This window comes from Aurantimonas sp. 22II-16-19i (assembly GCF_002088275.1).
GTDB lineage: Bacteria > Pseudomonadota > Alphaproteobacteria > Rhizobiales > Rhizobiaceae > Jiella.
Genome location: NZ_AQQS01000004.1, coordinates 85,816 through 98,693, shown reverse-complemented (window position 1 = coordinate 98,693; position 12,878 = coordinate 85,816). Strand labels below are relative to the sequence as shown.

The following is a 12,878-nucleotide window of genomic DNA, read 5'->3' as shown; positions in this document are numbered from 1 at the left end:
CGCCATGCAACGCTGCAGCTACCCCACCATCAGCCGCCGCCGCCTGCTCGCCGGGGCCGGCGTCGTCGCCGCCTGGGCGGCGATGCCGAGGGTCGGCTTCGCCGGCACGCGCGATCCGCGCCTCGTCGTCGTCATCCTGCGCGGCGCGCTCGACGGGCTTGCGGCGGTGGCGCCGATCGGCGATCCCAACTACCGCTCGCTGCGCGGCGCCCTGGCGCTGGGCGAAGGCGGCAGGGACGTCCTGCCGCTGGACGGCGGCTTCTTCGCGCTGAACGACGCGATGCCCAAGCTCGCCGGCTATTATCGCAAGGGCGAGGCGACGATCGTCCACGCCGCCGCGACGCCCTATCGCGACCGCTCGCATTTCGACGGACAGAACGTGCTCGAAAGCGGCCTCGAGGGGCCCTCCACTTCCGTTCGCAGCGGCTGGCTGAACCGCGTCGCCGGCGCCCTGCCGGCCGGCGAACGGGTGGGCACCAGCCCGGGCCTTGCCATCGGCCCGACGATCCCGCTGATCCTCGCCGGTCCGGCCGGAACGCTGACATGGTCGCCGCAGACCTTCAACGCGGCCCGCGAGGACACGGCGCTGCGCCTCGCATCGCTCTACGGCGAGACCGACCAGGAGCTCGCGAGGCTGCTGACCGAGGGGCTGGAGACCGACAGGATGATGGCCGGCACGCCCTTCGACGTCGAGAAGGGACCGGCCCGGGCGTTTCGCATCCTCGCCAACGGCGCCGGCAAGCTGCTCGCCAAGGCGGACGGCCCGCGCCTCGCGACGATCAGCTACGAGGGCTGGGACACCCATGTACAGGAAGGCGCCGACAACGGCCGCCTCGCCAAGAATCTGGCCGCTCTCGACGTCTCCCTGGATGATCTGGCGCGAACCCTCGGCCCCGCCTGGAGCGACACGGTCGTCGCCGTCGTCACCGAATTCGGGCGCACGGCCTGGGGCAATGGCGGTGGCGGCACCGACCACGGCACCGCCACCACCGCCTTCCTCCTCGGCGGCGCCGTCAAGGGCGGCCGGGTCATCGCCGACTGGCCCGGCTTGCGTCAGGCCGATCTCCAGGACGGCCGTGACCTCAGGCCGACGACCGACCTGCGCGCCGTCCTGAAGGGCGTCCTCCGGGACCATCTCGGCCTGTCGGAGAAGGTTCTGGCCACCGACGTCTTCCCCGGCAGCATCGGCGTCCGGCCGATGGCCGGGCTGGTCGCCTGACGAGGCCGTCGTCCCTCCCAGGGCTGGCGCTGCGCCCGCAGCGACGCGAACCTCGCGAAAGCGATCCCGCCCTTGCCCGCCGCGCCGGACCCGAACAGTCGAGGCCGACTGCGTCTTGTCCCGTGACAGGCGTCTTTTCACCGGCCGCCAGCTGGGATATTCATCCCCTTGAAGGGACGATGGTCTCGGCGTGATGGCATGCGGCGGCACCGGCATCCCCCGGCGCCCCTGCGCTCTCGACGACGCGATCGCGGCAGTTCGGATCGCCCATGGCAAGCGGCGGTTCACGGCGGTGAAGGGGACGGCATGAGCGCAACCACGAAGGATCTCGACGGCGCGATCAATTCCATCGGCGAGCGGGTCAGCGAGATCTGCGAGTTCCTGCAGGATCTGGAAGACGGCAAGCCGGTCGATCCCGAGGCCCTCGCCGAAGCCCAGCATGACTGCCGCAACGTCAGCCAGTCGATGAACTCGCTGAAGCGCGTCGTCAACCGCGTGCCGAGATGACGGCCCCGGCTTGACGCCGCACCGTCCCGGCCTCCATGAAGCAGATCCCGGCTCCGGACGAGTGCGGGATCGGAGGCATCCGGGGCGAGCCGTCGGCGATCGCCGGTGTGACGGCCGGTGTCCCGAATGACGGTGATCGACGCTCTGCGAGCCTTCGTCCTCCCGGACTCGCACGTCGCCCGGGTTGAGTGAGATGGATCGATGAACGCAATGGTCGCGACGGACATCGCCACGAGGGTCTGGAACCACACCTTCAAGCTCGATCCGATCCTGCGCAGCCTCCTCGATACCGATTTCTACAAGCTCCTGATGCTGCAGATGGTGCGGGGCCGGCATCCGGACGTTTCGGTCACCTTCTCGCTGATCAACCGCTCCCGCAACGTCCGCCTCGCCGACATCGTCGACGAGGGGGAACTGCGCGACCAGCTCGACCATGCGCGCTCCCTGACCTTCTCCAAGCGCGAGATGATCTGGCTCGCCGGCAACTCGTTCTACGGGACGAAGCAGATCTTCCGGCCGGACTTCCTCGAATGGCTGGCCGATTTCCGGCTGCCGGAATACGAGCTGCGGCGGGTCGACGGCCAGTTCGAGCTCGACTTCCACGGCCCCTGGACCCACACGATGATGTGGGAGATCCCGGCGCTGGCGATCATCAACGAGCTGCGTTCGCGCGCCGTGATGCGGACCTTCAAGCGCTTCGAGCTCGACGTTCTCTATGCCCGGGCAAAGGCCAAGATGTGGGAGAAGGTCGAGCGGCTGCAGGCGCTGCCGAACCTTCGGATCACCGACTTCGGCACGCGGCGGCGGCACTCCTTCCTCTGGCAGCGCTGGTGCGTCGAGGCCCTGAAGGAGGGGCTGGGCGAGCGTTTCATCGGCTCCTCCAACGTGCTCCTCGCCATGGAGACCGACCTCGAGGCGATCGGCACCAACGCCCACGAGCTGCCGATGGTGATCGCCGCTCTCGCCGGGAGCGACGCGGAGCTGCGCGAGGCGCCCTACAAGGTGCTCGAGGAGTGGCAGAGCTATTACGGCGGCAATCTCCTGATCGTCCTGCCCGACACCTTCGGCACCGGCTCGTTTCTCGCCAGGGCTCCGGCCTGGATCGCCGACTGGACCGGCTTCAGGCCGGATTCGGCCCCGCCGATCCAGGGCGGCGAGGAGATCATCGCCTGGTGGCGGATGATGGGTCAGGATCCGCGCGAGAAGCTGCTGGTGTTCTCCGACGGGATGGATGCCGACACCATCGAGCGGACGTATCGCCACTTCGACGGCCGGGTGCGGATGAGCTTCGGCTGGGGCACCAATCTCACCAACGACTTCCGCGGCGTCGCCCCCGAGCCGATGGGCGGGCTCGATCCGATCTCGCTGGTCTGCAAGGTGGCGCGGGTCGACGGCCGGCCGGCGGTCAAGCTGTCGGACAATCCGGCCAAGGCCAGCGGCGATCCGGAGGCGGTCGAGCGCTACAGGCGGGTGTTCGGCGAGACGCCTTACGAAGCCCGCGCCCTCGCCGTCTGAGGCCGTCCCTCACGCAAGGTGAAGCGCAAGGGCACGCCGCCGCCGAGGCCCGCGCCTGCCCGGCTCCCATGTCTGCTGGCGTTGACGGCGTTCCAACGCCCGTCCATTCCGGCGATCGGTCGAACGCGCCGCAGCGCTTTCGCGAAGCCTTCACACAGATCGCGCAAGACCCGGCGTCGCCGGCCCGCTGAAGCGTCGTGTCACGTCTCGGCGCCCGCCTCGTCGCGCCTCGTCGCGCCGGCACGGCACGATCCCGCAGGCCCCGATCCCCACGAATATGGGCCGAAGGCCCGACTGCCCGGCGCGGCCCGTCCCGCCCCATGACAATTCCCTTGCCTATTATAATCACGGTTATTATATGGGCGTCATGACCGATCACAAGTTCCCCCCTCTCGGGCCGAGCCTCGGCTTCCTCCTGAACGACGCCGCACGTCTGATGCGCCGACGCTTCGAGCAGCGCAGCCGCGACATTCCGATGACCTCGGCCCAGATGCGCATCATCGCGCGGCTCGCCCGCAACGAAGGCATCAGCCAGGCCGCTCTTGCGGCGATGGTCGACCTCGAGCCGATGACGCTGTGCCGCCACATCGACCGCATGGCCAGCGGCGGCCTCGTCGTGCGCGAGCCCGATCCCAACGACCGGCGCGCCCGCAAGCTCTACACCACCGACAAGGCGCGCGCCCTGATCCAGCCGATGTTCGTCAAGGCCGAGGCGATCTTCGAGGAAGCCCAGGCGGGGCTGGACCCCGAGGCCCGGGCCCGCTTCTTCGAGGCCCTGACCCTCATCGTGAAGAACCTGTCCGATCCCGATGCCGGCCCCGACGCCAGCCTCGATGCTGCCCCCGAAAAGGCCGCCGATCTGGCCTCAAGAGCGGCGGTCGAGGCCGACGGACGCATGGCGCAACCCCGCCGCGACGCGGCAACCACCGAGGAGGAAACGGCATGAACGTCCGGGCCGGGAAGGAGGATCTGGCCGACGCGCGACCGATCCCTTCCGAACAGTCCCCGAGCATCGAGCGGGCGGCGGATGCCGACAAACCCGCCTCCGGCGATGCGGCCAAACCGGCAGCCCCGCAGCCGTCGGCCCGGCGCCACCCGTTGCGCAAGCTCCTGATCGTCTCGGTTCCCCTGCTCCTCGCCGTTGCCGGCGGCTATTACTGGGTGACCGGCGGGCGCTACGTCGAGACCGACGACGCCTATGTCCATCAGGACCGGGTGACCGTGATGCCGCAGGTCTCCGGGCAGATCGCCGCGGTCGACGTCGCCGAGAACCAGGCGGTCGGGGCCGGCCAGGTGCTGTTCACCATCGACGACAGCTCCTACCGCGCCGCCGTCGAACAGGCGAACGCCAATCTCGAAAGCGCCAGGCTGACGGTGGAGAAGCTGAAGGCCGCCTATCAGCAGGCGGTCGTCGACGCCCGCACAACCGGTGATTCGGTCGCCACGGCCCGGGCCACCTTCGAGCGCCAGCAGGCCCTGGTGAAGCACGGCGTCGCCTCCCAGAGCACCTTCGACGACGCCCGCCTCGCCCTGCAGAAGGCCGAGGGCGACCAGGCCAGCGCCCAGCAGGCGGTCTTGTCGGCGAAGGCGGCGCTCGCCGGAAATCCCGACATCGCGACGGACGACCATCCGACGGTGATGCAGGCCCTCGCCGCGTTGCATTCCGCCCAGCTCGATCTCGACCACACCGTGATCCGGGCATCGGAACCCGGCGTCGCCAGCCAGACGACCCGGCTCCAGGTCGGCCAGTACGTGACGCCGTCGACCTCGGTGATGGCGATCGTCGAGGCGGGCGACAGCTGGGTCGACGCCAACTACAAGGAGACCGACCTCACCCACATGCGGCCGGGCCAGCCCGTCACCGTCAGCTTCGACGCCTATCCGGACGTCTCGCTCGACGGCGTCGTCGGCTCGATCGGCGCCGGGACCGGTTCGGAATTCGCGCTCCTGCCCGCCCAGAACGCCACCGGCAACTGGGTCAAGGTGGTCCAGCGCGTCCCCGTGCGCATCCATATCGACGAGAAAGCCGATGTGCCGCCGCTGCGCGCCGGCATGAGCGCCGACGTCACCGTCGACACCGGCCGGGTCCGCGGCTTTCCGGACGTCCTGCAGCCGGTCGCCACCGCCCTCGGCCTCGACAGCTGGATCGACGGCGAGAACGCCGTCGCCGCCAGACGGGACGGCGGCGGCGCGACGCTTGCCACGGGCCCCGCCGCGAGCGATGCGGCGACGCCGACACAGGGAGGGGCCGCCGGCGCGACCTTCTCGCAATGAGCGCCGCCGGCGAGGCGGCGCCCGTCGATCCGACCAATGTTCCCTTCAAGGCCCTGATCACCGTCTCGATCATGCTCGCGACGGTGATGCAGGTCCTCGACACGACCATCGCCAACGTCGCCCTGCCGAACATGCAGGGCTCGCTGCAGGCCTCGCAGGACCAGATCAACTGGGTCCTGACTTCCTATATCGTCGCCGCGGCGATCATGACGCCGGTGACCGGCTGGCTCTCGGACCGCTACGGCCTGCGCCAGGTGTTCATCGCCTCGGCGGCGGGCTTCGTCGCCACCTCGATGGCCTGCGGCCTCTCCACCAGCCTGGAAGAGATGATCTTCTTCCGGCTTCTGCAAGGCGTCTGCGGCGCTGCCCTGGTCCCTCTGTCGCAGACCGTGCTCCTCACCATCAACACCCGGGAGCAGCATGGCAGCGCGATGGCGATCTGGGGCGCCGGCATCATGGTCGGGCCGATCGTCGGCCCGACGCTCGGCGGCTGGCTGACCGAGACCTTCAACTGGCGCTACGTCTTCTTCGTCAACCTGCCGATCGGCGCTCTGGCTCTCGCCGGCATGATCCTCTTCCTGCCGAACACGCCGAAGCGCCGGCGCGGCTTCGACTTCTTCGGCTTCGCCATGCTGTCGCTGTTCATCGGCGCGCTGCAGCTGTTCCTCGACCGCGGCGAGCAGGCGGACTGGTTCTCCTCCGCCGAGATCTGGATCGAGCTCGGCCTCGCCATCACCGGCATCTGGGTGTTCACGCTGCACATCACCGGGCGCGAGCAGGCCTTCATCGACCCGAAGATCTTCACCGATCGCAACCTCGTCATCGCGCTGATGATGATCTTCGTGGTCGGCATGATCCTGCTCGCCGGGCTGGCGCTGCTGCCGCCCATGTTGCAGAACATCCTGAACTATCCGGTGGTGACGACCGGCATCGTGCTCGCCCCGCGCGGCGTCGGCACGATGATCTCGATGCTCGTCGTCGGCCGCCTCGTCGGCCGGGTCGACACGCGGATCCTGATCGTCACCGGCCTTTGCCTGACGGCGATCTCGCTGTGGCAGATGTCCGGCTTCTCGATCACCATGGACGAGACGCCGATCATCGTCTCGGGCGTCGTCCAGGGGCTGGGGCTCGGGCTGGTCTTCGTGCCCCTGTCGACCCTCGCCTTCGCGACGCTGGAGCCGCGGTTCCGCGCCGATGCGGCGGCGCTGTTCTCGCTGATGCGCAACATCGGCTCGTCGGTCGGCATCTCGATCGTCTCGGTGGAGCTCGCCCGCAACATGGTGATCTCGAAGGCCGACCTCGTCTCCCACATCACGCCGTTCGCTGCGAGCTTCACCACTGTCGCGAACAGTCTGCCCCTCGACCAGACGACCATGATGGCGGTGCTCGACCAACAGGCCTCGGACCAGGCGGCGATGGTCGCCTATGTGGACGACTTCAAGCTGATGATGATCATCACGCTCTGCGCCATCCCGCTGCTGGCGCTGATGAGCCCGCCGAAGAAGCAAGGGCCGGCGGGCGGCGGCGACAGCCATGCGGCGGTGATGGAATAGGCGCCCGGCTACAAGATTCGTACATCTCCTTTCGGACACGAACGAGCGGCCGCCTGTTCTCCGTAAGGACGTCGCAGGGCATCGACGTCGCAGAACCGGTCGAAGCAACAAAGCTTCGTCATCCCGGGCTTGACCCGGGATCCATTCCTCTGCCCTGGAGCCAGCCAATCGCTCCAGAAGATTCGACGACTTCGGATTGGTCTGTCGCTGTGGCGTCGATGTTTTGGAATGGATCCCGGGTCAAGCCCGGGATGACGAAGCTTGGATCTTCGCGACCTTCATCCGGCACCGATGCCGCCAGCACGAACTGCCGACGAAGAACCGGACAAGATGTGTGAATGCGGTAGGGACGCGCCGGCAGATTCGCGCCATGGCTGGAAAAGGCTCGGAACCCGGCCCCGCGGCTCGGGCCGTTGAGGCGTCTGCGAGGCTTCAGCGCGCGGGAGCCGCGGCTCGCCGGGGCCTCAGCGCGTGCGCGCGTGAAACGACGTGTCGATGCCGAGGGTCTTCATCACCGAATAGGGCGGCCGGCGCATGCCCTCGCCATTGGTCGCGGCACGGCCCGTGAGGCGGGACGAGGCGACGTGGTCCATGGCAATTGCCGTGAGGCGCGAGCGGTGCATCTTCTGAGACTCCAGCAAACCGTATGTTCTTATGATGCAGTGCACATAAACGGTAAAACTTGTCTGAAGAAGAGTCCCCGGCTCAGGACTGCCATGCGCCAGGGACATAACGTCATGGTACTGTCATGCAGGCATCCGATGGCGCGCCGTCGTCATGCTGCGGCGCACCATCCGCTGCCGCCGGCGGCGGGAAGCCGCGGCCGCCGCGCTCAGAAGCCGCCGGGCGAATACTTCCTGTCGAGCGCGTCGATCGCCTCGACATTCGGCCCCGACGAACTCTCGGGATCGAACTTCGAATCGAGGTACTTCTCGACGATCGCCTTGGCGAGTTCCGGGCCGATGACCCGGGCGCCCATGGTGATGATCTGGGCGTTGTTGCTCTTGGCCGCGCGCTCGGCCGAATAGGTGTCGTGGGTCAGCGCCGCCCGGATGCCCGGGATCTTGTTCGCCGAAATCGAGACGCCGAGCCCGGTGCCGCAGCACAGGATCCCGCGCTCGGCCCTGCCCTCGCGGATCGCCACGGCCGCGCGCTCCGAGGTCGAGGCGTAGCGCTCGCCGGAGGTGTCGCCGGAGGGGCTGCAATCCTCGAAAGTGACGTCCTCGCGGGTCGAAAGATAGTCCGCGATCGCCTTGACCAGCGGCTGGCCGGCGCTGTCGCCGCCGATGATGATCTTCATGTCCGTCTCCCAGATCCTTTCCGGCCCCGTGCATGGGCCGGCAGCGACACCTGACTCCGCAAGGCCGGAAGGTCAATGTCGTCCGGGCCGATGCGGCCGGGATCGTGGCAGCTGCCGCGTCCCTAGAGGCCGGGAGGCGTCGCTGTCGCCGGAGCGGCGCTCCCCGGGATCGCCCCGCGGCTTCCGGGTTCGGGCAGCCCCCTACCAGGCGCAGATCTTGGTGTTGGTCTCGGGATTGGCCCAGCAGGCCGGATCGTCGCGCTGGCGCACGAACATGCCCGGCAGCGAGATGTTGCGATTGCCGAGATTGACGAAGGCATAGGCGAAGCCGGGTGTGTCGATGTTGACGATATAGGTCGCCGCCGGCCCCTCGATCTCGAAGCTGCCCTGCTGGTCCGTCGTGCGGAATTCGCACGGGAAATAGCCGTCGTCGGTGGCATAACAGCGCGCCGGCTTGGCCTCGGCCGGTCCCGCCGAAAGCCCCATGCCCGCCAGTCCCGCCGCGACGACGCCCGCCGCCGCGACACGTCTCATCCGATCGATCCGCATCTCGTCCTCCCTGAGGGTCCCGGGATCGACCTTAACCTGTCCTCGGCACCTTGGGGAATGGCGATCGCTGCCGTTTCGACAGGTCGCCACCCCAAGGGACCCGATGTTCCCGTGACGGCCTCGGTTCGCGTCCGGATATCGATCCCGAGCCCCGGCCGCGCCCGAAACGCAGAAGAGGGCCGCGTTACCGCGACCCTCTTCCAACATCACCAACGCCCGATGCTTCGCCCTTGCGGCGACATCACCGGAGAGCGACGGCGATCACCGCGTCAGGCGCTTGTAGGTCGGGCGCTTCGGATTGACCGATTCCGGGCCGAGGCGGCGGATCTTGTCCTGCTCGTAGTCCTCGAAGTTGCCCTCGAACCATTCGACATGGCTGTCGCCCTCGAAGGCGAGGATGTGGGTGGCGAGCCGGTCGAGGAACATGCGATCATGGCTGATCACCACGGCGCAGCCGGCATATTCCTCCAGCGCGTCCTCGAGCGCGGTCAAGGTTTCGGTGTCGAGGTCGTTGGTCGGCTCGTCGAGCAGGATGACGTTGGCGCCGGACTTCAGCATCTTGGCGAGGTGCACGCGGTTGCGCTGGCCGCCCGAGAGCGTGCCGACCTTCTGCTGCTGGTTGGGGCCCTTGAAGTTGAAGTTGCCGACATAGGCTCGGCTGTTCATCTCGTATTTGCCGAGCTTCATGATGTCGACGCCGCCGGAGATTTCCTCCCAGACGTTGTGGTTCGGATTGAGGTCGTCGCGGCTCTGGTCGACATAGCCGAGATCGACGGTTTCGCCGATGTCGATCTTGCCCGAGTCGGGCGTCTCCTGGCCGGTGATCATCTTGAACAGCGTCGACTTGCCGGCGCCGTTCGGCCCGATGATGCCGACGATGCCGCCGGCCGGCAGCTTGAAGGAGAGGTTCTCGATCAGCACCCGGTCGCCGAAGCTCTTGGTCAGGTTCTCGACCTCGATCACCTTGTTGCCGAGGCGCTCGCCGGTCGGGATGACGATCTTGCCGTCGGCCGGCTTTCTGTTCTCGGCGGCCTCGACGAGCTCGTTATAGGCCTTGATGCGGGCCTTCGACTTGGTCTGGCGGGCCTTCGCGCCTTGGCTGATCCACTCGCGCTCTCTGGTGATGGCGCGCATGCGGGCGTCGTCCTCGCGGCCCTCCTGCTGCATGCGCTTCTGCTTCTTCTCCAGATAGACGGAGTAGTTGCCCTCGTAGGGCACGCCGTGGCCGCGATCGAGCTCGAGGATCCAGCCGGTGACGTTGTCGAGGAAGTAGCGATCGTGGGTGACCATCAGCACCGAGCCCTCATACTCGCGCAGGTGCTTTTCGAGCCACAGGATCGTCTCGGCGTCGAGATGGTTGGTCGGCTCGTCGAGGAGCAGGATGTCGGGCTTCGACAGGAGCAGCTTGCACAGGGCGACGCGGCGGCGCTCGCCGCCGGACAGCGGCTCGATCTCGGCGTCGCCCGGCGGGCAGCGCAGCGCGTCCATCGCCATCTCGACCTGGTTCTCCAGGTCCCAGAGGTTCTGCGCGTCGATGATGTCCTGGAGCTTCGCCCCCTCCTCCGCCGTCTCCTCGGAGTAGTTCATCATCAGTTCGTTGTATCGGTCGAGCACCGCCTGCTTCTCGGCGACACCCTCCATGACGTTCTCGAAGACCGTCTTGTCGTGGTTGAGATGCGGCTCCTGCGGCAGGTAGCCGATGGTCGCGCCCTCGGCGGCCCAGGCCTCGCCGGTGAACTCCGTGTCGACGCCGGCCATGATCTTCAGAAGCGTCGACTTGCCGGCGCCGTTCGGGCCGAGAATGCCGATCTTGGCGTCGGGGTAGAAGGAGAGGTGGATGTTGTCGAGAACCTTCTTGTTCCCGTAGGCCTTGGAGAGGCCGGACATGTGATAGATGAACTGGCGTGCCATGGCGCGCTGCCTCTTTCGTGTCGAAGAGTTTGAAAAGTTGCGCCGTCTCTAAGCCATCTGAAGCCGCGGAGCAACGTCGCAGGCGGGCGGCCGCGACATCTTCGACACTGTCCGTCCACGACGCGGCGACCGACATCCGCCGCGTCGCGTTGGCCGTGGTTCGCCGCAAGGGACGGGCGGCAGATGCGCGATCTGCCGCCGCGTCCGCTCGCCCGAAGCGGTTACTCGCAGTCCGACACGACGATCTTGCAGGACTTGTTGCCGCACTGGTCGAGCGCCGCGGACTGGGCCGCCTTCTCGCTCTTGCCCCAGCCGATGCCGAAATAGTCGGCCGAGCCGGCATAGGCGCCGCAGGTATCGAAGCGCACGACGACCTTGCAGTTGGTGTTGCCCTCGTCCTTGCAGTTCTGCAGCGCGGCATCGCCGGCCGCCTCGCGGGTCGAATAGCCGGTCGCCGTGCCGTAGCCGACGTCGCCGGCCTTCATGCCCTCTGCGTCATCGACCGCGATCGCACCGGCGGCAAGGCCGGGTGTCCCGTAGACCGACGCGAGGAGGGCGACGGCCAGCGCGCATGCGTGCGACATTCTCATTCTCTGGATACCTTTCGAGAGAGCCCGGACGCGAATGTCCGGCGGAGCCTGTCTTAGGACTCGTCCCGGCAGGTTCAAATGTCCGACGGTCCCGTTTCCTTGTCCGTCAGTCCGGCTGGCTTCGCGTCGGCGACCGGCTGCGGCCAGCGCCGGAGCGACTTCGGCGTCGATCCCGGCCGGGTTCCCGCCTGGCCCTGCCCCGGCCGCGGAGCGCTTCCTTAACCACGCCGACAGGCGAACAGAGCCGAAGCGAACGAAAAGACGTGCGAAACCGGCACCCCGGCGCCCGCCATTAACCCTTGCGAGGCCCCGGCGGCGTTGGCCAGGCACCGGACGATCGAGCCATCCGGTCCGCCGGCGCCGCCGAAGCGACCCACCGGTCGGTCCTGCGTCGCCACGGGCAGGCGCCCGTCCCGGTGGAGCGGCATCGCCTGCAAGTCCCGACAGGCCGGGCGGTTCGCCGGTGCCGCGGCAGGCGCCGGGGCGTCCGGAGCTGCGGCGCCGGCGCGGCCCGCGCCCCGGCATACTTGCCGATCGATGAACGGCCGCCGCGCAATTTGCGCCATGCCGTGCATCTTTCTCTAAGTATATCCCGTCTCTCAATTGCGTATCATTTGAATAGAATTGCGCTTCTGCATTTTCGCCGGAAGTAAAATCCGCCTGTCAATCTCCTCCCAACGACGGGGAGAATGACAATGAACAAGATCAAGAAGCATCTCGGCCTGGCGCTCGGCGCGATCGGCCTTCTCGCTTCGGCTTCGCTGGCGCAGGCGGCGGCTTCCTCGCCGATGCCGACGACGGGCTACACCTCGCAGCCGATCGGCCACTATGAATTCTGCAAGCGCTACGCCGCGACCTGCGGGGCCAATGCCGGCAAGGCCGCCCTGAAGCTGACCCCGGCGATCTGGAAGCGCATCGTCGACGTCAACGTCGCCGTCAACAGCAACGTCTTCCCGCGCACCGACCAGGACATCTACGGCGTGCCGGAGCACTGGGCCTATCCGACGGCGGAAGGCGACTGCGAGGACTTCGTGCTGCTCAAGCAGTACATGCTGGAGCGCGAGGGCATCCCGGCCTCGGCGCTGCTGATCACGGTCGTCAAGCAGACCAACGGCGATGGCCATGCCGTCCTGACGCTGCGCACCGACCAGGGCGACTTCGTCCTCGACAATCTCGACAACAAGATCCTCGCCTGGCAGTCCACCGAGTACACTTATCTGAAACGCCAGGCGGTCGACAACGCCGGCAAATGGGTCGGCATCGTCGACGACCGCAACCTCCTGGTCGGCAGCGTTCGCTGACGAAAGGTCCGCGGCACCGGTGCGGCAGCGGCAGTCTCGCCGCCCGCCCTGCCCCGGAGGGAACCAACACGATCGCCCGGGGCGTCCCGTCCCGTCCCGGGCGTTCCGGGGGCTGGTCGTCCTTCACCGGACGGCCGGTCCCCGGTCTTGCTCCTGCGG

General features: G+C 67.7%; 12 protein-coding genes. 7 read left to right on the top strand and 5 right to left on the bottom strand.

Annotated features, from left to right (window positions below; all coding sequences use genetic code 11):
* Nucleotides 1–4 precede the first annotated feature (4 nt).
* The 6 genes from ATO4_RS05755 (at nucleotide 5) to ATO4_RS05730 (ending at nucleotide 7,068) form a co-directional block, all read left to right on the top strand.
* Nucleotides 5–1,219 carry a DUF1501 domain-containing protein gene (locus ATO4_RS05755; protein ID WP_083590478.1) on the top strand — a complete coding sequence of 405 codons (1,215 nt, stop codon included), beginning with the start codon at nucleotides 5–7 and terminating at the stop codon, nucleotides 1,217–1,219.
* Between the two features lie 306 nt (nucleotides 1,220–1,525).
* Nucleotides 1,526–1,726, top strand: coding sequence for a hypothetical protein (locus ATO4_RS05750; protein ID WP_083590477.1), 201 nt, complete (start codon nucleotides 1,526–1,528; stop codon nucleotides 1,724–1,726).
* 210 nt (nucleotides 1,727–1,936) lie between these two features.
* Nucleotides 1,937–3,241, top strand: a complete 1,305-nt coding sequence (gene pncB / locus ATO4_RS05745) for a nicotinate phosphoribosyltransferase (RefSeq protein WP_083590476.1) — start codon at nucleotides 1,937–1,939, stop codon at nucleotides 3,239–3,241.
* A gap of 358 nt (nucleotides 3,242–3,599) precedes the next feature.
* On the top strand, nucleotides 3,600–4,187 hold the full coding sequence (locus ATO4_RS05740) for a MarR family winged helix-turn-helix transcriptional regulator (RefSeq protein WP_083590475.1): 588 nt from the start codon (nucleotides 3,600–3,602) through the stop codon (nucleotides 4,185–4,187).
* Nucleotides 4,184–5,515, top strand: a complete 1,332-nt coding sequence (locus ATO4_RS05735; RefSeq protein WP_083590474.1) for an HlyD family secretion protein — start codon at nucleotides 4,184–4,186, stop codon at nucleotides 5,513–5,515. Before ATO4_RS05740 ends, ATO4_RS05735 begins: the two co-directional genes overlap by 4 nt.
* Nucleotides 5,512–7,068, top strand: a complete 1,557-nt coding sequence (locus ATO4_RS05730; protein WP_083590473.1) for a DHA2 family efflux MFS transporter permease subunit — start codon at nucleotides 5,512–5,514, stop codon at nucleotides 7,066–7,068. The genes ATO4_RS05735 and ATO4_RS05730 overlap by 4 nt, the downstream gene beginning before the upstream one ends.
* 464 nt (nucleotides 7,069–7,532) lie before the next feature.
* Here the strand turns inward: ATO4_RS05730 and ATO4_RS27630 are convergent, their stop codons facing one another.
* The 5 genes from ATO4_RS27630 to ATO4_RS05710 form a co-directional block, all read right to left on the bottom strand.
* Nucleotides 7,533–7,691, bottom strand: a complete 159-nt coding sequence (locus ATO4_RS27630) for a hypothetical protein (RefSeq protein ID WP_176222871.1) — start codon at nucleotides 7,689–7,691, stop codon at nucleotides 7,533–7,535.
* Nucleotides 7,692–7,900: 209 nt separating this feature from the next.
* Nucleotides 7,901–8,368 (bottom strand): RpiB/LacA/LacB family sugar-phosphate isomerase, encoded by a 468-nt coding sequence (locus ATO4_RS05725; RefSeq protein WP_083590472.1) that lies wholly within the window; start codon nucleotides 8,366–8,368, stop codon nucleotides 7,901–7,903.
* A 201-nt stretch (nucleotides 8,369–8,569) separates the two neighbouring features.
* Complete coding sequence (locus tag ATO4_RS05720; RefSeq protein ID WP_139802277.1) at nucleotides 8,570–8,902, bottom strand: hypothetical protein; 333 nt, start codon at nucleotides 8,900–8,902, stop codon at nucleotides 8,570–8,572.
* 276 nt (nucleotides 8,903–9,178) lie between these two features.
* Nucleotides 9,179–10,828, bottom strand: coding sequence for an energy-dependent translational throttle protein EttA (gene ettA, locus ATO4_RS05715; protein ID WP_083590470.1), 1,650 nt, complete (start codon nucleotides 10,826–10,828; stop codon nucleotides 9,179–9,181).
* 221 nt (nucleotides 10,829–11,049) lie between these two features.
* Complete coding sequence (locus tag ATO4_RS05710; protein ID WP_083590469.1) at nucleotides 11,050–11,412, bottom strand: DUF4189 domain-containing protein; 363 nt, start codon at nucleotides 11,410–11,412, stop codon at nucleotides 11,050–11,052.
* A 710-nt stretch (nucleotides 11,413–12,122) separates the two neighbouring features.
* On the opposite strand from ATO4_RS05710, the gene ATO4_RS05700 reads away from it, so the two are divergent.
* Nucleotides 12,123–12,719, top strand: coding sequence for a transglutaminase-like cysteine peptidase (locus tag ATO4_RS05700; RefSeq protein WP_245308597.1), 597 nt, complete (start codon nucleotides 12,123–12,125; stop codon nucleotides 12,717–12,719).
* Nucleotides 12,720–12,878: the final 159 nt, after the last annotated feature.

Bases quoted from the DNA above. Each gene is read 5' to 3' on its own strand.
- ATO4_RS05755 (WP_083590478.1), top strand. From the start codon at position 5: ATGCAACGCTGCAGCTACCCCACCATCAGCCGCCGCCGCCTGCTCGCC.
- ATO4_RS05750 (WP_083590477.1), top strand. From the start codon at position 1,526: ATGAGCGCAACCACGAAGGATCTCGACGGCGCGATCAATTCCATCGGC.
- pncB (WP_083590476.1), top strand. From the start codon at position 1,937: ATGGTCGCGACGGACATCGCCACGAGGGTCTGGAACCACACCTTCAAG.
- ATO4_RS05740 (WP_083590475.1), top strand. From the start codon at position 3,600: ATGGGCGTCATGACCGATCACAAGTTCCCCCCTCTCGGGCCGAGCCTC.
- ATO4_RS05735 (WP_083590474.1), top strand. From the start codon at position 4,184: ATGAACGTCCGGGCCGGGAAGGAGGATCTGGCCGACGCGCGACCGATC.
- ATO4_RS05730 (WP_083590473.1), top strand. From the start codon at position 5,512: ATGAGCGCCGCCGGCGAGGCGGCGCCCGTCGATCCGACCAATGTTCCC.
- ATO4_RS27630 (WP_176222871.1), bottom strand. From the start codon at position 7,691: ATGCACCGCTCGCGCCTCACGGCAATTGCCATGGACCACGTCGCCTCG.
- ATO4_RS05725 (WP_083590472.1), bottom strand. From the start codon at position 8,368: ATGAAGATCATCATCGGCGGCGACAGCGCCGGCCAGCCGCTGGTCAAG.
- ATO4_RS05720 (WP_139802277.1), bottom strand. From the start codon at position 8,902: ATGAGACGTGTCGCGGCGGCGGGCGTCGTCGCGGCGGGACTGGCGGGC.
- ettA (WP_083590470.1), bottom strand. From the start codon at position 10,828: ATGGCACGCCAGTTCATCTATCACATGTCCGGCCTCTCCAAGGCCTAC.
- ATO4_RS05710 (WP_083590469.1), bottom strand. From the start codon at position 11,412: ATGTCGCACGCATGCGCGCTGGCCGTCGCCCTCCTCGCGTCGGTCTAC.